Raw genomic sequence first — 20,013 nt, forward strand, 5'->3', positions numbered from 1 at the left:
GACGCCGTGGAGAGTGCAGTGACAACACATATCCGGAGAGCGATAACGTATTTGGCCGAGCAGCACGCCATCGGCTATCCGAACGCCGTACACAAGATGGGTGCGTACTCGACCGCGAAGTTCGTCGAACTGGCCGCGGGTCATCTCGACCTCACCGAAGAACAAGTGCGCAAGTTCTCCACATTCGCCTGCGAAAACAAGGCGTATCACGTGGCGATGATCACCGACGCCCTGCAAGATGCCGTCGAAGCGGGGTATTCGGAATGCCGGCGGATGGTCGACGACAATGTCGACTATCTACTGAACTGCCGGGACGAAATATCGTGGCGCTACTTTCCGGGCTTTGAGCCACTGCCCTACGACGCCGACAGCCTTGGCCAGATAACGCAGGTACTTGTTCGAGCGGGGCGCGCGACGCCTGAAATACTCACCGGCGCTTTCCAATTAGCAGCACTCAATGCGTGGGAAGACGGTCCGATAAGCACCTTCTTCGCAACCGATCCGGAGGACAAGGTTCTGGTCAACAAGATATGGGGGCGTGGGCGCGACGACAGCGGCCGTGATGCGGAAGTGGTGGCCAACCTCCTGTATGGGGCAACGCTCTATCAAGACGAAGTGGGCGACTCGGCGTTGACACCCTTGCTGGAACTCGCCACCAAGTGGCTGACGATTCAGCAACAACCGATGGGCTTTTGGCGTGCGGCATGGTACGTGGGGACCTCTTACAGCACGTATGTCGTGGTGCGCCAGCTGGTTGCCGCGGGCGGCTACCAATCGGCGATAGACCGTGCCGTGCGCTTTCTCCGGCAGGCGCCGGCGTCCGATCCGCTCAATCGAGCCCTGGCGATGCTGGCGATGACCAATGCTGACTGCACACCCGACGCCGAAGACGCCGCCCTGCTTCGGCACACCCAATTTCCGGACGGCTCCTGGGAAGCCATCCCACTACTCGACAACCACGCCCGGATCTGGGGAAGCCGCGCGGTAACCACTGCCATGTGCTTGAAGGCGTTGGTGCAACAGGAGTCTCGATGACCGAAACCACGGTCCTGTTGGCGTCACCACGCTCGTTCTGCGCTGGTGTGCAGCGGGCGATAGAGACGGTCGAGCGGGTACTCGACCGTGCCAGCGGACCGGTATACGTGCGCAAGCAGATCGTGCATAACCGGACCGTCGTCGCCGAATTACGCGAGCGCGGCGCGATTTTCGTCGATGAGCTCGATGAGATTCCAGATCCGCCCGCACCCGGCGCCGTCGTGGTCTTCTCCGCTCATGGCGTCTCCCCGGCGGTGGGCGCCGCCGCCAAGCGGCGCGGACTGGACGTGGTCGACGCGACCTGTCCACTGGTCACCAAGGTTCATGCGGAAGCCGCCCGGTTTGCCGAACGCGGCGACACCGTGCTGTTGATCGGGCACGCCGGACACGAAGAGGTTGACGGCACCCTGGGCGTTGCTCCGGACTCAACCCTATTGGTGCAAAGCGCCGACGATGTTGCGGCACTGGACCTTCCCGAAGACGCCCAAGTTTCTTACCTGACCCAGACGACGCTGGCGCTCGATGAAACCACAGACATCGTTGACGCCCTGCGCAAACGATTTCCCGGGCTCAGCGAACCACCCTCGGAGGACATCTGTTACGCGACAACCAATCGGCAACAGGCGGTGGAAGCCATTGTGCGGCAATGCGATGTCCTCTTGGTGGTCGGGTCGCAGAACTCCTCGAACTCGCAACGGCTGGTCGAACTCGCGCGGCGCCGCGGCACTCCGGCATACCTCATCGACGGCCCCGACGACATCGACCCCGGCTGGTTGGACTCGTCGGCAACGATCGGCATCACCGCCGGCGCCTCGGCCCCCGCGCGACTGGTTGAGCAGGTAGTCGAGACGCTGCGTTCGCGCGGTCCGATCACTGTGATCGACGACCCGGTTACAACGGAATCGGTGCGCTTCGCCCTGCCGCGAAAGGTGCGCATGTCGTGACCCTCGCGTTGCACGCCGATCAAACTGACCTACTTTCCGCCATCCGGGACCCGCAGGATGTCCAGGCTCTGGCCGATGACCAATTGCCCCTGTTGGCCAACCAGATTCGTCGGCGCATGATCGAAACGGTGACCAGCACCGGGGGCCACCTCGGCGCCGGGCTGGGTACCGTCGAGTTGACCATCGCTTTGCACCGGGTGTTCTGTTCACCGCGCGATATCGTGGTGTTCGATACCGGGCACCAGACTTACCCGCATAAGCTCCTCACCGGCCGCAGCGAGCAGTTCGCGGCGCTGCGCCAGTCCGGCGGGTTATCGGGATATCCCAACCGCAGCGAATCAGCCCACGACTGGGTCGAAAACTCGCATGCGTCAGTGAGTTTGGCGTGGGTCGACGGCATCGCCAAAGCACTGGCCCTGCAGGGGCGTCGTGATCGCCATGTGGTGGGTGTCATCGGTGACGGGGCCCTGACCGGTGGGGTCGCCTGGGAGGGCCTGAACAACCTGGGCGGTGCCGCACGCGCCGCAATCATCGTGCTCAATGACAACGGCCGCTCCTACGATCCCACCACGGGCGCCATCGCCACGCACCTGGCGGCGCTGCGCAGTGGTGTCAGCGCAGGCCCGAATCTGTTCGAGGTATTGGGTTTTTCTTATATCGGCCCAGTCGACGGACATGACATCGCATCGACGTGCTCGGCATTGCGGCGAGCAGCCACGCTCGACAAACCGGTCGTCGTCCATGCCGTCACCGCCAAGGGGCGCGGGTATCCGCCGGCCGAGGCGGACGAGGACGACCGCATGCATGCGTGCGGGGTGATCGATGTGGCCACCGGCCGGCCGACTACAGCCAGTCCGCCAAGCTGGACCGAAGTGTTCGGGGAAGAACTGGTCCGCATCGCCGACGAACGACCCGAGGTCGTCGGGATGACCGCGGCGATGCGCCTGCCCGCCGGCCTTGGCGCACTATCGCGCAAATATCCCGACCGGGTATTCGACTCGGGCATCGCCGAGCAACATCTATTGGCATGTGCCGCGGGCCTGGCAAGCGCGGGGGCACACCCGGTCGTCGCACTGTATTCGACGTTCCTGCACCGAGCCTTCGACCAGTTGCTGTTCGACGTCGGACTGCATCGCCTGCCCGTCACGCTGGTCCTCGACAGAGCGGGCATCACCGGCCCGGATGGCGCCAGCCATCACGGCATGTGGGATCTGGCGCTGCTGACCAATGTGCCCGGATTACGTATCGCATGCCCGCGCGACGCGGCGCGACTACGCCAGCAACTTGCCGCGGCATTGGCAGACACCGCGCCAAACGCGCTGCGCTACCCAAAAGGACCGCCAGGCAAGGATATTCCCGCGATCGACCACGTTGGCGGGATAGACGTGCTCTACGGCAACGGGACATCCGAGCGCGATGTGTTGCTGATCGCGGTGGGTGCCATGGCGCGCCCCTGCATTGACGCCGCTGAGTGCCTCAACGAGGCCGGAGTCGGCGTGACGGTTGTCGACCCGGGTTGGGTGTGGCCGCTCAACCCCGCACTCACCGAGCTTGCCGGCCAACACCGCGCCGCCATATGTGTGGAGGACGGAGTTGCCGATGCGGGAATCGGGACACGCCTCAACCACCACATCGGAAACATGTCTGCGCGTACCCGTATCCACAGCCTGGGCCTGCCGCGCGACTACATCGCACACGCCGGGCGCAACCAGATCCTTAGCGAGTGCGGCTTGTCTGGACCCGCTATCAGCGCAACGTGTCTCATGCGCCTACAACTGGATTCACCGTGACCATCGGCCTTGGGATGCCCACTGCGCCCGCTGCCACATTGGCCGCGCGACGGGAGACTCGTCAGCTGATGGTCGGCAACGTGGGCATCGGCAGTGCCTATCCCGTTGCGGTGCAATCAATGACGACGACCAAGACCCACGACGTGGACGCCACGCTGCAGCAGATCGCCGAACTGACAGCCGCCGGCTGCGACATCGTCCGGGTGGCGTGCCCGCGCCAAGAAGACGCCGATGCCTTACCGGAGATCGCCAAGCGCAGTCAGATCCCCGTCATCGCCGACATCCATTTCCAGCCGAAGTACATCTTCGCCGCGATCGACGCCGGTTGCGCCGCGGTGCGGGTAAACCCGGGCAACATAAAAGAATTCGATGGCCGGGTGAAAGAAGTCGCCATGGCCGCGGGTGATGCCGGCATCCCGATCCGCATCGGCGTCAACGCCGGTTCGCTGGACCGGCGATTCATCCAGAAGTACAACACAGCCACCCCCGAGGCGCTGGTGGAAAGCGCGCTGTGGGAGGCGTCGTTGTTCGAACAGCACGGCTTCGGCGATATCAAGATCAGCGTGAAGCACCATGACCCGGTGATCATGGTGGCCGCGTACGAGCTGCTGGCAGCGCAGTGTGACTATCCGCTGCACCTGGGCGTCACCGAGGCCGGGCCCGCGTTCCAGGGCACCATCAAGTCAGCAGTCGCGTTCGGCGCCTTGCTATCCCGGGGCATCGGCGACACCATCCGGGTGTCGCTGTCGGCCCCACCGATCGAAGAGGTCAAGGTCGGCAACCAGATCCTCGAATCGCTCAATCTGGCACCGCGATCGCTGGAGATCGTGTCGTGCCCGGCTTGTGGACGCGCCCAGGTCGACGTCTACACCTTGGCCGATGAGGTCAGCGCCGGCCTGGACGGGCTGGGGATTCCGTTGCGGGTCGCGGTAATGGGCTGTGTCGTCAACGGTCCGGGTGAGGCGCGCGAGGCGGACCTGGGCGTGGCCTCCGGCAACGGCAAGGGACAGATCTTCGTCAACGGCGAGGTGATCAAGACCGTGCCCGAGTCACAGATTGTGCAGACGCTGATCGCCGAGGCGTTGCGAATCGCCGAGGAGCGAACCGCTACGAGTGAGGTGTGAATGGAAGACAGCGAGCGGTTCGTTACCCGGTTGGCGCCGTTGACGTTGGCGGTAAAGAACATGGCCGGCCCGCAATCCGTGTACCACGAGAAGGCCAAAGAGGTGCGGGCCGAACGCGTCCAGCCGGGCGTGATCACGCTGTACCGTCGCGATGACCTGGTCCGGGTCAACCGTCACCCAGCGGTGCTGGGCGCCGGCGGTCGGGGCGGGAACTTCGGCAACGACAATCCGCTGATTCCGTTGGAGATCGACGGCGAGGACCACAAGAAGTGGCGACGGCTACTGGATCCGCTGTTTGCGCCCAAACAGATGACACGGCTGGAGGGCTTGGTACGCAAGCGCGCCGCGGAACTGGTCGAGGGCTTTGCCGGCGAACCCGCCGCCGAGCTGTATGAGGCCTACTGTATTCCGTTGCCGTGTTTGACTTTTCTGGAATTTCTCGGCGCACCGGCTGAGGACCTCGAGTTCTTCATCGGATTCAAAGACGGTGTGCTGCATCCGCAGGGGAACACACGCGAGCAGATCCGGGCCAGCCAGGCCAGCGCCGGGGCGGCGCTCTTCGACTACTTCGCCGGCTTCTTGGGCCAGCGGCGTGCCGACGGCGCGGTAGGAGACGATGTTCTCTCGGTGTTGCTGCGCGCGCGGATCGACGATCAACCGCTCAGCGACGCCGAACTGCTCAACATCATTTATCTGCTGATGTTCGCCGGCCTGGACACGGTCACCGCGTCCATGTCATGTTTGTTGGCCTGGCTGGGCCAACACCCATACGAGCGACGTCGCCTGGCCGAGGAACCGGCCTCGATCCCGAGGGCGATCGAAGAACTGATGCGTTACGAATCGCCGGCGCCCAGCAGCATCCGCTACGCCACCGCCGACATCGATCTCGGTGACGGACTGACGATCCGGGCCGGCGAAGCGATCCACGTCAGCTGGGCCGCCGCCAACGTCGACCCCACCGCGTATCCCGACCCCCTGCGGGTGGACTTCGACCGCGGCCGATTCCACCACCTCGCGTTCGGCAGCGGCGTGCACCGCTGTCTGGGATCGCACCTGGCCCGGCTCGAATTGCGGGTAGCCCTCGAGGAATTCCTGGCCCGCATCCCCGACTACACGGTCGACACGGATGGGCTCGTCTACGACAACGTGTCGGTGCGCACCGTGCAGCAGCTTCACATCAGCATCAACGCGCTGGTCGGCGGCTAGGCGCTACAGTCGATCCCACTTCGGAGCCCTCTTCTCCCGGTGTGCCCGTGCGGCTTCGGCCGGATTGTTGGTGAAGCCGGTGAGTATCTGGGTGCGATTCTCGATCTCGATGGCATGGCGCAAACTGGGCGCGTCCAGGGCGGCATTGAGCCCAATCTTGGTCTGCCACACGCCAAAAGCATTGTTCGCGGCGATCTCGCGGGCCTTGGCCAGCGCCGCCGTCATGAGGTCGTCCGGCGCCACCACCTCGTGTACCAGCTTGATGCGGTAGGCCTCGGCGGCGTCGATGATGCGTCCGGTGAGCATCAGTTCGCGGGCCACCCCGGCGCCGACGATCTTGGGTAGCAGGTAGCTGGTGCCCATGTCCATCGAGGAGAAGCCGGCCTTGATGAACACTGAGCCGAACCGGGCTTGCTCGGAGGCGATCCGGATGTCGCAGTGCAGTGCGAACGCCAGCCCACCGCCGACGGCCACCCCGTTGACCGCGGCGATCACCGGGATGGGCAACTCGTAGAGCCGCAGGTATTGTTCGGCCAGTCGGACCTGGGCGTCGTAGCTGGTCTTGAACGCCGGGGCGGTTTCCCTGGTTGCCGTCCAGGGCTCACCGGTGCCGCTCAAATCGGCGCCGGCGCAGAAGCCGCGTCCGGCTCCGGTGAGGATCGCCACCCGGAAGTCGCCTTTACTGAGCGTGTCCAGCGCTTCGTCCATCGCGTTGATCAGTGATCCGTCGATGGCGTTCAACACCCGGGGCCGATTCAGCGTGACGCAGGCGATGTCGTTGTCCAGAGCTTGCAATTCAACTGCTGACATATCCCCGCACGTTACCGGCGAGCAGGGTTTGTCGGTGGCTGCTCATAGTATTCGGGCATGGGTTCGAGTACGCGTGAGGAGATCGTCGAGGTCTTCGACGCGCTCGACTATGACGAGGATCGCTTGTGCGGGTTGACGTTTGACGTGCTGACCACGCCGGAGCGGATGGCCTTCCTCGAACGATTGGAGCGGCTGGCGCGGCGGCTGCGCGTTCCTGAGCACGCGTTGATAAATCAGATCGGCGAGCAGTCGTCTGACGAAGAACTCGGGGGCCGGCTGCGCTGCGCGCTGGCCGACCGGTTGCACATCACCCCCGCCGAGGCCGGCCGGCGCATCGCCGAGGCCGCGGATCTGGGTGAGCGCCGCGCTATGACGGGTGAGCCGCTGTCGCCGCAGTTGACCGCGACCGCCGAAGCCCAGCGCGACGGCCTGATCGGCGACGGGCATGTCAAGGTGATCCGCGACTTCCTGCGCGCGCTGCCCGCCGCAATCGACCTGGGTACCCGCACGGCCGCCGAAACCCAGCTGGCCCAGCTGGGCGCCAGCCGGCGCCCCGACGATCTGGCCGGACTGGCGAAACAGCTGATGGATTGGCTTAACCCCGACGGCAACTACACCGACGAGGACCGCGCCCGCAAACGCGGCCTGAGTTTGGGCAAGCAGGAACACGACGGCATGTCGCGCCTGAGCGGCTATGTGGATCCCGAGCTGCGGGCCACCCTGGAAGCCGTCGAAGCCAAACTGGCCGCACCGGGGATGTGTAACCGCGACGACGAAGCCCCAGTGGTCGATGACCAGCCCTCCGCAGAAGCGGCGCGCCGGGACCTACGGTCCAAACCCCAGCGTTTCCATGACGGGTTGCTCGCCGGGCTACGGGCGCTATTGATGTCCGGGGAGCTGGGTCAGCACAACGGCTTACCGGCCTCGATCATCGTCACCACCACACTCCAGGACTTAGAGGCTGCGGCCGGGCGCGGCCTCACCGGCGGCGGCACCATCCTGCCCATGTCCGACGTGATCCGCCTGGGCCGCCAGGCAAACCACTATCTGGCGATCTTCGACGAGGGCAAGCCGCTGACGCTGTACCACACGAAGCGTCTGGCCTCACCAGCACAGCGAATTGTCTTGTACGCCAAGGAACGTGGCTGTTCGGCACCGGGCTGCGACGTGAAGGGGTACTACTGCGAAGTCCACCACGTGGCGCCGTGGGCGGCGATCCAGAGCACCGACATCGACCAGCTCACCTTCGCCTGCGGCGGGCATCACCCACTGGCCGAGAAAGGATGGACCACCCGAAAGAACGGCAAAGGCGAGACCCAATGGATACCGCCGGCACACCTAGATCGCGGACAGCCGCGAACTAATCTTTACCATCACCCGGAGAAGCTCCTCTGCGACGGGGACGACGACGAACCCGTTTGACGGGTAGTGCATTGAGTCGTCACCGCCAACGTCACAAAGGCGTCGGCGGCGGGTACCAGGCGCCGGTGAGAACGAACAGTTCGTAACCGGCCAGCAGCGTGGACAAGCCGACAGTGGCGGCGATCGGCCGGCCGATCGCATTGACCAGGCCTTCGACCGGGGCGCCGTTGATCATCTGCTGGACCCCGTCCAGGAACAGGTGGGCGTCGTAGGCAGGGACCGCGGTCAGCAGGGCGGTCGCGATGTTCACCGTCGGCTGCACCTTGGCGAAGGCGTCGGTGAAGTTGGCCGGTAGCACACCACTGATCGCCGACACCGGATTCCACTTGAAGACGTCCGCGACGTCGGAGAGGGTCAGGCCCGCCAAGTCGTTTCCGAAAGCGGTGACGCCCTGCTGCGTGCCGGTAGCCAGGTGGCCCAGCAGGGCTTGGGGATCGACGGAGGGAAAGACGCCGAACGGGGTAGGTACATCGGGCGGCCCGGTCGAGTAGCCGTGTGCCAGATCGCCGTAGCCGAGGTTCACCAATACCCGCAAATCCGGTTCGATCAGATCTGCCATTGCGTTGCCCAGCAACGGAATTGACCGCAACGGCTGAACCAGCGGCAGATTCGGGTTGGTGATCATGTAGTAGGTGGTGTTGCCCGTATAACCCTGCGACGGTTGCAGCATCTTCAGCTCGTAGCCGGTGGGCAGCGCCGCCGGATTCAGGCTCGGATACAACGGATGCGCGTAATAGAACCCGGCGAAGGCGTTGAGGTCGGCCAGCACGTTGATCGGATACTGCGGCCAGTCGGAGATGCCGTCGTATTCCAGGGTGTAGATGGTGGTCGGCCACACGGTGTTCGACGGCGTCGCGCCGTAGAACGTCTGCCCCAGGCTGGGAAAGCTCAGGCCTGGGAAGCGCGCGAAGAGGCCGCCATTGGGATTCATCGGGTCGCCCAGGAGCTGGAAACCGAGTTGCTGGTCGGTCAGCGGGCTGTGCATGTTCAACAGCTTTTGCATTTCCAGCGATGCGATGATGGCACCCTGTGAAATCCCATGCACGACAACGGGATTACCGCCGGGAGTGATCAGCCCATGCTGGCCGGCCGCCGTCCCGAACAGCGTCGTGTCCAGGATCTGCAGGCCTTGGGCCACCGACTCGTTGAGTGTCAGGACCGTGGTGCCGGTCAACGGGTAAAGCCCGGCCGGGGTGAACATCGCGAACGCGTTGCTCAGCAGTCCGCCGGGGAAGGCGGGCTTGATGTAGTTGGCCAGAACGGTCGTTATGTAGTCCGGGCTGGGCATGCCGTTGCCGCTGCCGGAGATGAACACCGATGCGTAGTTGGCCGGAAAGGTGAACGGCGGTGTGGCCGCCGCGGCGAGCGCGCCCGCGCTAGTGGCCTCGGTGCCCGCGTACGCATTAGCGGCACCCCCCAGGGCAGCGACGAAGTCGCGTTGATAGCCCTCGATCAGCCGGGTGACCGCCTGGTATTCCTGGCCTAAGTCGTTGAAGAGCATCGCGGTCGCCGCCGACACCTCGTCGGCGGCTGCCGCCAGCACACCGGTAGTCCGCGTCGCCGCGGCCGCATTGGCTTCGCTGATCGCCGAACCCAGCCCAGCAATATCCGCGGCGGCGGCCGCCATCGCCGCGGGTTGCGCGAGCATGTTTGTCATCGGCGACAGCGTAGATCGCTCTCACCCGTCATGTCGGTATTTGGGCATGCCGGTATTTAGGCCGTTTCGCGTTTGGCCAGCCACTCGGCCTGCATCACCATCAGCCCATACAGCTCCGGCGTCGGGGTGTTCGGATCCAGTTCGCGATAGCGCTGATAAATGTTGACGACGACGCGTTCGGAATCCAGCCAAGACGCATACTCGCCGAGGTCGACGGTATCGACCGCCTCTTCGAACGACAGCCCGTTACGGAAGGCGGCTTCGGCTTGTTCGCTCACGTGCACGAGATAGCCACGCACGGCACGTATTCCGTCGGGGTCGGTAACCGGACCGTGGCCGGGAACCACCGTGGGCGCATCGAGGGCAATCATCGCGTCGCAGGCCGCGATCCAGTTGGCGATCGGGCCGGCCCAGACGATCGGCGTGCAACCGATGAACAACAGGTCCCCGCCGAACAGCACGCCGGCGTCGGGTACATGCACCACCGAGTCGGCGGCGGTGTGCGCGGGGCCGAGGTTGAGCAGATTCACCTGTCGGCCGCCGACGTCGATGGTCAGCTCGCGGTCGAAGGTCTCATCGGCATTGCGCACAGTAATACCACTGAAGTCGAAGTGCCCGAAGCGATCTCGCGCATACCGGGTCGCGACGGGCCCCAGATCGGCGGTCTGGATGCGTGCGAGCATCTCGGGGCCGTGGCCGTGTTCGATCTCCTGCGCGGTACCCGCGGCGGCGATGATGCGCACCGAGGGATCCAGCAGTTGATTGCCGTGGGTGTGGTCGCCATTGGAGTGGGTGATCAGGGCATCGGCGATGGGTGCGCGCTCGGTGATGGGCCGCATCGCGGCCAGCATCTCGCGGGTGAGCGCGAGGTCGAACAGGGTGTCCACCAGCAGCGACGCGCCGTCGCCGGCCACCAGACCGGCGTTGCTCCAACCGTATCCGCCGTCCGGCAGCGTCCACGCCCAGACCCGCTCGGCCACCTCGTGCAGCCCGCGGGTGTACGGGACCTTGGACTTCGCCGGATTGACCCGGGGCCGGGCCGGCGCGGCATCTGGATTGGGCCGCACCGCCAACGGCACGGGCGGGGCGCTGGCCCGAACCGTCTGGCGCGTTTCGCCCAGCCCCTCGACCCGCAACGTCACCACGTCGCCGTCGCGCAGCCAGCCCGGGAAGGACTCGGGCTCCCTGAGATGCTCGACCAACGTGCAGGTAGGCACCGTGCCGGAGCCGAACACGTCGCCGGGGTGCAGCGGCACCCCGCGCGAGGCGTAGGAGATGACTTCGCCGAAGGTCCAGTCCATCTGCCCCGTCGATCCGGAGCCGATCACGGTGTTGTTGACCAGCGCGGTCACCGACAGGGTCAGCCTGCCGTCGCGCAGGTAGGGCGCCAGTTCGTCGGGGGTCACCAGGTACGGGCCCAGCGTGACGCCGCTGTCCTTGCCCTTGGCTTGCCCAATCCGCAGCTGCCCTTCCAGCATCTGCAGGTCCCGTGCCGACCAGTCGTTGAAAATCGTGTAGCCGATGATCGAGCTTTGCGCCTGTTCCACCGAGAGGTTTTTGCCTGGCGTACCGATGACGGCAGCGATCTCCAATTCGAAGTCCTGCCAAGCACTTCCGGGCGCCATCGGAGCGTCGTCATAAGGGCCGAGCACGGTTGCCGGGCACGCGAAGTAGAACGCCGGGATGCGATACCAGGTGTCCGCCAGTATCCGGCCGCCGCCGGTCGCTTCCTGGCAGTTGCGCATGTGGTCCAGAAAACACAGCGAGTCCCGTATCGACGGCGGCCGCGGTATGGGCGCCGCCAGAGTCGCGTCCTGCAGGCTGATCACCTCGGCCGGTGCACGCAGGGCTTCCTCACCGGCCGCGCGCAGCCCGTCGGCGCCGCGCCCGATCAGCTCGAGCAGCGTCACTCCGGCGGGCACCCCATGGATCGAGCCGCCGTCGCGGGAGAGCACACCGGTGCGTTCGCCGGCGTCGCTTCGATATGTCACCCACTTCATTCCCGTACCACCTCACTAGGGTTCTTGTCCGGCCGCAGTCCGCGCCAGCTCACTTGCCGCAGCCGGTTGTCCGGCGTCCATTCGCTGTAGCGCACCTCCCCCACCAACGTCGGCTCGACGTACGTCACACCTTTGGCGTCGCGGGTGGAAAGCTTTGCGTCGAACGGTGATTCATCGGTGTGCAGCGGCGCCAGGGTCTTCTTGAGATTGGCCAGGTCGCGTTCGGTGAAGCCGGTACCGACCCGGCCGACGAACTGCAGTCCATCCGGGCCGGGAATGCCCATCAGCAGCGCACCGATGCCGCTGCTGCGCCCGCCCTCACCGGCTCGCCAGCCGCCGATGACCACTTCCTGAGTGTTCCAATGCTTGTCCTTGATCCACGACGCCGAACGGCGTCCGGGCTGATATGTGGAGTCGCGCTTCTTGGCGACCACACCTTCCCAGCCGCGCTTGCCCGAGTACTCCAGCGCCTGTGCACCATTGCCGGGCAACAGGTCCGGAACGATGAGACCGCCAGTGCTGGCCAGGGTTTCCAGTAGCTTGCGCCGGTCTTGATACTTGGCCCGCAACAACGAGCGGCCGTCCAGGTAGAGCAGGTCGAACGCCCAGAATTCGATGCGGGTGGCGCGGACCCGATTCTGCATCTCGTTGAAGCTGGGCACGCCGGACTGGTCGAGTGCGACCACTTCGCCGTCGATGACCACGTGGTGATCGGCGAGATCTGCGGCCAGCGCCTTCAATTGGGGATACTCCCCGGTGACGTCGCGGCCGCTGCGGGAACGCAACCGCAGCCTGCCGTGGTCGGCGTCGACCAGCAGCCGGTAGCCGTCCCACTTACCCTCGAAGGCCCATTGGCCCGCGGTCAAACCCGCCACCGAACCGTGGCTGGCGAACATGGGCGTAAGCGCGTCGAAGTCGAAGACCTTCTGATCCTTGGTCCGGTGCGCCAGCCACTGATTGCCATCGGTCTGAATCAGCGCATACCGCCCGGAGATCCGATTGCCGTGCAGATTCACGATCACTTCATCATCGAGGAACTTCTCGGCCTCGTAGGTGCCGGAGTCCCAGATGATGACCTTGCCGGCGCCGTATTCGCCCTTGGGGATGGTGCCCTCGAACGAGCCGTATTCCAGCGGATGGTCCTCGGTGTGTACCGCCAAATGGTTCACCGATGGGGTTTCGGGGAGGTTCTTCGGCACCGCCCACGACACCAGCACCCCGTCTCGTTCCAGCCGGAAGTCGTAGTGCAGCCGGCGGGCGTGATGCTCCTGAATGACAAACGTATTATTCTGCCCTGCCGCGGGTTTCGAGCTCGGCACCGGCTCCGGGGTCTTCGCCGCGTCGCGCATGCTGCGGTACTTGGTCAACCGGTCCCGGCTGGGCAGGTCGGCATCCAGCGGCGCGAGCAGGTCGCCATCGCGGGCCACCCGGGCCAGCACCTCGTCGTAGCGCAGCTGACCCAGCTTCTTGTCGTCGAGCTCGGCCCAGGTGCGCGGCGCGGCAACCGTCGGAAACTCGCGTCCGCGCAGTGAATACGGCGCAATGGTGGTCTTCGCCCCGTTGTTCTGGCTCCAGTCCAAGAACACCTTGCCCGCCCGCAGGCTCTTGGTCATGGTCGACGTGACCAGCTTTGGCATCGTCTTTTCCAGTTGCTGCGCAACGCGTTTGGCCAGCACGGTGGCACCGGAGCTGCTCACCGGTTCGGCCAGCGGGGCGTAGAGATGCAGCCCATTGCTACCGCTGGTGAGCGGAAATGTGGTCAGCCCGATATCGGTCATCAGGTCACGAACCGCGCGGGCCACCTGGGCCAGCTGCGCCATGGTCACACCCTCACCCGGGTCGAGGTCGAACACCAATCGTGTTGCCGGGCCGGGCTTGAACTCTTCGGCCTTGCGGCGCGTCCACTGCGCGACGAACCGCCACTGCGGCACGTGCACCTCCAGCGCCGCCTGCTGCGCGATCCAGGCCAGCCCGTCGTCGTCGTCGATGATCGGGTAGGTGGTGGTGCCGGAGCGGTGGGTGATGCTGGCTCGCGGCAGCCAGTCCGGCGCCGACGACGCCAGCTGCTTCTCAAAGAACGAGGCCTCCTCGACGCCGTTGGGCCAGCGCTTGCGCGTTGCCGGACGGCGCGCGATGTGCGGCACCATCACCTCGGCGATACGGGTGTAGTAATCGAAGACGTCTGCCTTGGTAGTGCCGCTCGCGGGGTAAAGCACCTTGTCGGCGTTGGTGAGCTTCACCCGCCGCGCTGCCGCCGAGCCCATGTTGTCAACGTAACCTGTCGGCATGGCGCGCGGGATGGTGATCGGCGAAGCGCTGATCGACATCGTCGAGGGCGCCAAAGACCGCAATATCAGCGAGCATGTGGGCGGCAGCCCGCTGAATGTCGCCGTCGGGCTGGCCAGGCTGGGCCGCGACATCGATTTTCTCACCCATATCGCCGACGACGGACCCGGAAAAAGCATCGTCCGTTACGTCAAAGAGTCTGGCGCACAACTTGTTCCGGGAAGCATCGGGGCTGCGCGCACGCCCACCGCGGTGGCCAAGATCGCGCCGGACGGGTCGGCGCGCTACGAGTTCGACCTCGATTGGCAGCTGTCCGGCACCCCACCCGTCAGGCCGCCGCTCTTCGTGCACACCGGATCCATCGCTGCGGTACGCGAACCGGGATGCTTGGCGGTGGTGGCGCTGCTGGATGCCTATCGCGTGTCGGCCACGGTGACGCTGGACCCCAACGTGCGGCCGTCACTGATCGTCGACCGGGATCAGGCGCGCGAGCGCATCGAGCGCCTCGTCGAACGCAGCGACGTCGTCAAGGCCAGCGACGAGGACTTGCGCTGGCTCAATCCTCAGCACGACCCGGAACACACCGCCCAGACCTGGTTGGCGTCCGGACCCGCGATCGTGGCGCTGACCATAGGCGCCCGCGGCGCGGTGGCATTCTGCGCGGCAGGCCAGACCCGCGCTGACGCCCGTTCGGTGAGGGTGGCCGACACCGTCGGGGCCGGCGACGCCTTCCTGGTGGGCCTGCTCGACACGCTCTGGGAACTGGGCTTGCTGGGCGCCGACCGGCGCGCTGATCTGCACCGGATCGGACTCGATGCGCTGGGGCGCGCGCTCGAAGTGGCCAGCCTGTGCGCGGCGCTGACGGTCGCACGCCCCGGTGCCGACCTGCCCGATCGCGCCGCCCTCGACGCCGCGGCACAGTAGCCGATTCCGCGGCCTGAGGGTTATCCCGGCGGCCCTGGTGGGTACCCGACTCCCATGTCTGGTGCGGACAAGATCAGGAATAAATTCGACAAAGTTGGCGGGATGGCCAAACAAGCCGTCGGGCGAGCCACGCGCAACCGCAGGCTGGAAACCGAAGGCCGAAGCGACCAGCGCCGAGCCGACCTGAAGGATGCCGGCGAGAAGATCAAAGACGCCTTCCGGCCACGGGGACGGCGCACATCGCGCCCGGCCACGGGTTCTCGGCGTTGGCGGTAGCGACACCCCAGGCCTGCTAGCTGCTTACCGGCCCATTGCTGTGGGCATACTGGTATATGCGCTCCATCTGGAAGGGTTCGATCGCATTCGGGCTCGTGAACGTCCCGGTCAAGGTGTACAGCGCCACCGAGGACCACGACATCAAGTTCCATCAGGTCCATGCCAAGGACAACGGGCGAATCCGCTACAAGCGCGTCTGCGAGGTGTGTGGCGAGGTCGTCGAATACGGTGACATCGCCCGGGCCTTCGAATCCGACGACGGCCAGTCGGTGGTGATCACCGACGAGGACATCGCCACGTTGCCCGAAGAACGCAGCCGCGAGATCGAAGTGCTGGAGTTCGTGCCGGCCAGCGACGTCGACCCAATGATGTTCGACCGCAGCTATTTCCTGGAGCCCGACTCAAAATCGTCCAAATCCTATGTGCTACTTGCCAAGACGCTCGCCGAGACGGACCGGATGGCGATCGTGCACTTCACGCTGCGCAACAAGACCCGGCTGGCGGCGTTGCGCGTCAAGGACTTCGGCAAGCGCGACGTGATGGTGGTGCACACCCTGCTGTGGCCCGACGAGATCCGTGACCCCGATTTCCCCGTGCTGGACAAGAAGGTCGACATCAAACCGGCAGAGCTCAAGATGGCCGGCCAGGTAGTCGAGTCGATGGCCGACGAGTTCAACCCGGATCGCTACCACGACACCTACCAGGAACAGTTGCAGGAGCTGGTCGACGCCAAACTCGAAGGCGGAGAGGCGTTTACCGTCGAGGAGCAGCCGAAAGAGCTCGACGAGACCGAGGACGTGTCGGACCTGCTCGCCAAGCTGGAGGCCAGCGTGAAGGCGCGCTCGGGTGACGGAAAGGCGCCGGCCAAGAAGGCCCCGGCTAAATCAACGGCGACAAAGTCGACGGCCAAAAAGGCTGCGCCCAAGAAGGCGCCGGCGAAGAAGGCACGACCCAAAGCAGCGTCAAAGTCTTGACGCGGGCGTAAGCTCATCGTGCTGCCGAACCCGAGTCTTCAAGAGGAGATTTGCGTGAAGTTCACTCGATCTGGCGCTCGATTTGGCATGGGCCTGATCATCGTTACCGCTCTGGTGCTGTCGGGATGCGGTGGGCATTCGAACAACGCGGCATCCTCATCGGGGTCCAGCGCTCCAGCGGTGCCCGTCAACTGCGGCGGCAAGAAGAAGATTCTGGCTGCGGGCTCGACGGCCCAGAAGAACGCGATGGAGCAGTTCGTCTACGCCTACATCCGGGCCTGCCCTGGCTACACGCTGGACTACAACGCCAACGGTTCCGGCGCCGGGATGAAGTTGTTCCTCGACGGTCAGACCGATCTGGCGGGTTCCGACTCACCCATGGATCCGGCCAAGGGCGAACCCGACAAGGCGGCGCAGCGGTGCGGATCGCCGGCCTGGGACCTTCCGGTGGTGTTCGGCCCGATCGCGGTCACCTACAACATCAATGGAGTGAGTTCGCTCAGTTTGGACGGGCCCACCACGGCGAAGATCTTCAACGGCGCCATCACCAGGTGGGACGATCCGGCGATCAAGGGCCTCAACCCGAGCGTCAATCTGCCGGGCACCCAGATTCACGTCGTCTTCCGCAGCGATAAATCCGGTACCACCGACAACTTCCAGAAGTATCTGGACGCCGCATCCAACGGCGCGTGGGGCAAAGGCACCGGCCAGACCTTCAACGGCGGCGTCGGGGAGGGCGCCAGCGGAAACGACGGTACCTCGCAGGCGCTGAAGCGAACGGACGGCTCGATCACCTACAACGAATGGTCCTTCGCCGTCGGCCATCAGCTGAACATGGCGCAGATCATCACCTCGGCCGGGCCGAATCCGGTAACGATCACCGCCGAAACCGTGGGTAAGACGATCGCCGGAGCCACCTTCCGCGGCGAGGGCAATGACCTGGTGGTCGATACGTCGTCGTTCTACCGGCCGACGCTGGTCGGGGCGTATCCAATCGTGCTGGTGACCTATGAGATCGTCTGCTCGAAGTATCCGGACGCCCCGACCGGCACCGCGGTAAAAGCCTTTATGCAGGCCACAATTGGCGAGGGCCAAATCGGTTTGGACGAGTATGGATACATTCCGCTGCCGTCCACGTTTCAATCGAAATTAGTTCCGGTGGTGAACAGTATTGCGTAAGCGGGTGCCGCGGACCGGCAACCCTTGGCGACTCGGGCCGAATCGCCAAGGGCCCGAACGGCTTTAATACATTAAGCGATTTCTCAGCCCGAAACCGTATCCTGGCGGTCGGAACGTCGTTACTGACTCGTGATTCAAAATTCACTGTGAGTGGCGAGATTTTGTTGTGTGCCCACTCTCCGAGGATTTACCGTGGGTTAACCATCCGTTTGATACGGCGGCCGGTTCGGCCTCTGCGTATCGGGTGGCCTAGCGAAGGGAGCGTCGACGGTGAGCGTCACCGGGCCGGATTCGCGGGTGGGGCAGCGCTTTGGACCGTATCTGCTGGTGCGCCTGATCGGCCGCGGCGGCATGGGCGAGGTCTATGAGGCCGAGGACACCCGCAAACGCCGGGTGGTGGCGCTGAAACTGATTTCCACGCAATACTCCGGCAATCCGACGTTCCTGGCGCGCATGCAGCGCGAGGCCGACATCGCTGGGCGGCTGACCGAGCCACATATCGTGCCGATTCACGATTACGGCGAGATCGACGGCCAGTTCTACGTGGAGATGCGGCTGATCGAAGGCGTTTCGTTGCGGTCGATGCTGACCCAGTTCGGTCCGCTGGCCCCGGCCCGGGCGGTAGCCATCGTGCGCCAGATCGCGGCCGCACTGGACGCCGCACACGGCAGCGGCATCACCCACCGCGACGTCAAGCCGGAAAACATCCTGATCGCCCAAAGCGATTTCGCCTATCTGGTGGACTTCGGCATCGCCCGCAACGCCGCCGACCCGGGGCTGACGCAGAGCGGGATGGCGGTGGGAACCTACAACTACATGGCCCCGGAGCGGTTCACCGGCGACGAGGTCACCTACCGGGCCGACATCTATGCGCTGGCCTGCGTGTTGGGTGAGTGTTTGACCGGCGCGCCACCGTATCGCGGTGAGAGCGTCGAGCGGCTGATCGCCGCACACCTGATGGAACCCGTCCCGCGGCCCAGCCAGATTCGGCCCGGGCGGATCCCACCGGCGCTGGACCAGGTGATCGCCAAAGGCATGGCCAAGAAACCGGCAGACCGTTACATGAGTGCCGGCGATCTGGCGATCGCCGCCCACGAAGCGCTGACCACGCCCGAACAGCACCAGGAAGCGACCATTCTGCGCCAGGGTGACAATGCGACGCTGATGGCACCGGTCGTCACCCCGGAGGTGGCCAGCGGCTGGACCAACTACAGCGGCTCGGGCCCCCAGCAGGCACCGCAGAACGTGCAGGCCCCGCAGAACTTGACGCCACCGCCTCAGTACCCGACGGGCGACGAGACCATGGCCCGCCCGCTGCCGTCGAACACCGGCGGCTGGCGATCGACGCCCAACCAGTCCGACCAATGGACGCAGGCCGCTCCGGTGCCCGGCGCCGCCGGCTGGCCCAGCCAACCCGGGGTCGCGCCGTCCGGCGGCGGTCCGGCGGGCCCGCCCAGTTATGGCCCCTCGCAACCTCTTTCGACGACACCGCCGCCCCGGAAGAGCCGAAAAGGGTTGATCATCGGCGCGGTAGCCGCGGTGGTCCTCATCGCCATCGCCGCCATCACGGCCTTCGTGGTGACCAGGCCGAAGGGAAGCGGCGGCTCGACGCAGGCGGCGACGGGACAAACCGTGCTGCCGTTCACCGGCCTCAACTTCCGCCTCTCCCCGGGCGGGGTGGCCCTTGACGACTCCGGCACCGTGTACATCACCAATCAGACGATGTACGGACGGGTGGTGGCGTTGCCGGCTAACTCCTCGACGCCGGTGGTCAAGCCGTTCAACGGGCTCTACGAGCCCCAAGGGCTGGCGGTCGACGGCTCCGGGAAGATCTATGTCAGCGACTTCAACAACCGGGTGGTGGCGCTGGCGCCCGGTTCCAACAACCAGACGGTGCTGCCGTTCGACGGCCTCAACTATCCCGAGGGTGTGGCGGTGGACGCCCAGGGCAACGTGTATGTCGCCGACCGTGGCAATGACCGGGTGGTGAAGTTGGCCCCCGGCGCCAATGCCCAGACCGTGCTGCCGTTCACCGGCCTCAAAAATCCCGACGGCGTGGCGGTGGACACCGACGGCAACGTCTACGTCACCGACACCGACAACAACCGGGTGCTGAAACTCGATGCCGGCACCAGCAACCAGAGCGTGCTGCCGTTCACCGGCATCAGCGCGCCCTGGGGAATCGCGGTCGACGGCGCCGGCAACATCTACATCACCGAACACGACACCAACGTGGTGGCCAAGTTGCCCGCCGGCGGCACCGCCTCGACCGAACTGCCGTTCACCGGGCTCAACACCCCGCTGTCGGTGGCGGTGGACAAGAAGGGCAACGTCTACGTCGCCGACCGCGGCAACGGCAGGGTGCTCAAACTCGCGCAGTGATGTT

Annotated in this window: 15 protein-coding genes; 11 read left to right on the top strand and 4 right to left on the bottom strand. The window is 65.2% G+C overall.

What is annotated here, in order from left to right; translation table 11 throughout:
- The first annotated feature begins 18 nt into the window (after window positions 1-18).
- Genes AWC27_RS20440 through AWC27_RS20460 form a run of 5 tightly spaced genes read left to right on the top strand, consistent with a single transcriptional unit; the run spans window position 19 to window position 6,099 of the window.
- Window positions 19-1,035 (top strand): hypothetical protein, encoded by a 1,017-nt coding sequence (locus tag AWC27_RS20440; protein WP_085672185.1) that lies wholly within the window; start codon window positions 19-21, stop codon window positions 1,033-1,035.
- The gene (ispH, locus tag AWC27_RS20445) at window positions 1,032-1,979 is read left to right on the top strand and encodes a 4-hydroxy-3-methylbut-2-enyl diphosphate reductase (RefSeq protein ID WP_085672155.1); all 948 of its coding nucleotides are present in this window, start codon (window positions 1,032-1,034) and stop codon (window positions 1,977-1,979) included. Before AWC27_RS20440 ends, ispH begins: the two co-directional genes overlap by 4 nt.
- The gene (locus AWC27_RS20450; protein WP_085672156.1) at window positions 1,976-3,769 is read left to right on the top strand and encodes a 1-deoxy-D-xylulose-5-phosphate synthase; all 1,794 of its coding nucleotides are present in this window, start codon (window positions 1,976-1,978) and stop codon (window positions 3,767-3,769) included. Before ispH ends, AWC27_RS20450 begins: the two co-directional genes overlap by 4 nt.
- Complete coding sequence (ispG, locus tag AWC27_RS20455) at window positions 3,766-4,893, top strand: flavodoxin-dependent (E)-4-hydroxy-3-methylbut-2-enyl-diphosphate synthase (RefSeq protein ID WP_139837121.1); 1,128 nt, start codon at window positions 3,766-3,768, stop codon at window positions 4,891-4,893. The genes AWC27_RS20450 and ispG overlap by 4 nt, the downstream gene beginning before the upstream one ends.
- The gene (locus AWC27_RS20460) at window positions 4,894-6,099 is read left to right on the top strand and encodes a cytochrome P450 (protein WP_085672157.1); all 1,206 of its coding nucleotides are present in this window, start codon (window positions 4,894-4,896) and stop codon (window positions 6,097-6,099) included.
- Between the two features lie 3 nt (window positions 6,100-6,102).
- Here AWC27_RS20460 and AWC27_RS20465 read toward each other — a convergent pair whose 3' ends face one another.
- Window positions 6,103-6,909, bottom strand: a complete 807-nt coding sequence (locus AWC27_RS20465; RefSeq protein ID WP_085672158.1) for an enoyl-CoA hydratase/isomerase family protein — start codon at window positions 6,907-6,909, stop codon at window positions 6,103-6,105.
- A 57-nt stretch (window positions 6,910-6,966) separates the two neighbouring features.
- On the opposite strand from AWC27_RS20465, the gene AWC27_RS20470 reads away from it, so the two are divergent.
- A complete protein-coding gene (locus tag AWC27_RS20470; RefSeq protein WP_085672159.1) occupies window positions 6,967-8,331 on the top strand; it encodes an HNH endonuclease signature motif containing protein in 1,365 nt (454 codons plus the stop codon).
- Window positions 8,332-8,362: 31 nt separating this feature from the next.
- Here AWC27_RS20470 and AWC27_RS20475 read toward each other — a convergent pair whose 3' ends face one another.
- From AWC27_RS20475 to AWC27_RS20485, 3 genes are read right to left on the bottom strand one after another with little or no spacing between them, the layout of a single operon-like run.
- Complete coding sequence (locus tag AWC27_RS20475) at window positions 8,363-9,988, bottom strand: PE family protein (RefSeq protein ID WP_085672160.1); 1,626 nt, start codon at window positions 9,986-9,988, stop codon at window positions 8,363-8,365.
- 56 nt (window positions 9,989-10,044) lie between these two features.
- Entirely contained in the window at window positions 10,045-11,988 is a 1,944-nt protein-coding gene (locus AWC27_RS20480) for a fumarylacetoacetate hydrolase family protein (RefSeq protein ID WP_085672161.1), read from the bottom strand.
- Entirely contained in the window at window positions 11,985-14,252 is a 2,268-nt protein-coding gene (locus AWC27_RS20485; protein ID WP_085672187.1) for an ATP-dependent DNA ligase, read from the bottom strand. Before AWC27_RS20485 ends, AWC27_RS20480 begins: the two co-directional genes overlap by 4 nt.
- A 22-nt stretch (window positions 14,253-14,274) precedes the next feature.
- On the opposite strand from AWC27_RS20485, the gene AWC27_RS20490 reads away from it, so the two are divergent.
- The 5 genes from AWC27_RS20490 to AWC27_RS20510 all read left to right on the top strand — a co-directional run bounded on the left by AWC27_RS20490 (window position 14,275) and on the right by AWC27_RS20510 (window position 20,009).
- Window positions 14,275-15,198 (top strand): carbohydrate kinase family protein, encoded by a 924-nt coding sequence (locus tag AWC27_RS20490; RefSeq protein WP_085672162.1) that lies wholly within the window; start codon window positions 14,275-14,277, stop codon window positions 15,196-15,198.
- A 54-nt stretch (window positions 15,199-15,252) separates the two neighbouring features.
- Window positions 15,253-15,474, top strand: coding sequence for a CsbD family protein (locus AWC27_RS20495; protein WP_085672163.1), 222 nt, complete (start codon window positions 15,253-15,255; stop codon window positions 15,472-15,474).
- A 56-nt stretch (window positions 15,475-15,530) separates the two neighbouring features.
- On the top strand, window positions 15,531-16,448 hold the full coding sequence (ku, locus tag AWC27_RS20500) for a non-homologous end joining protein Ku (protein ID WP_085672164.1): 918 nt from the start codon (window positions 15,531-15,533) through the stop codon (window positions 16,446-16,448).
- A gap of 54 nt (window positions 16,449-16,502) precedes the next feature.
- Window positions 16,503-17,627 (top strand): phosphate ABC transporter substrate-binding protein PstS, encoded by a 1,125-nt coding sequence (pstS, locus tag AWC27_RS20505; RefSeq protein WP_085672165.1) that lies wholly within the window; start codon window positions 16,503-16,505, stop codon window positions 17,625-17,627.
- A gap of 270 nt (window positions 17,628-17,897) precedes the next feature.
- Window positions 17,898-20,009, top strand: a complete 2,112-nt coding sequence (locus AWC27_RS20510) for a serine/threonine-protein kinase PknD (protein ID WP_085672166.1) — start codon at window positions 17,898-17,900, stop codon at window positions 20,007-20,009.
- Window positions 20,010-20,013 lie beyond the last annotated feature (4 nt).

It is taken from the genome of Mycobacterium szulgai, from assembly GCF_002116635.1.
Classification (GTDB): Bacteria; Actinomycetota; Actinomycetes; order Mycobacteriales; family Mycobacteriaceae; genus Mycobacterium; species Mycobacterium szulgai.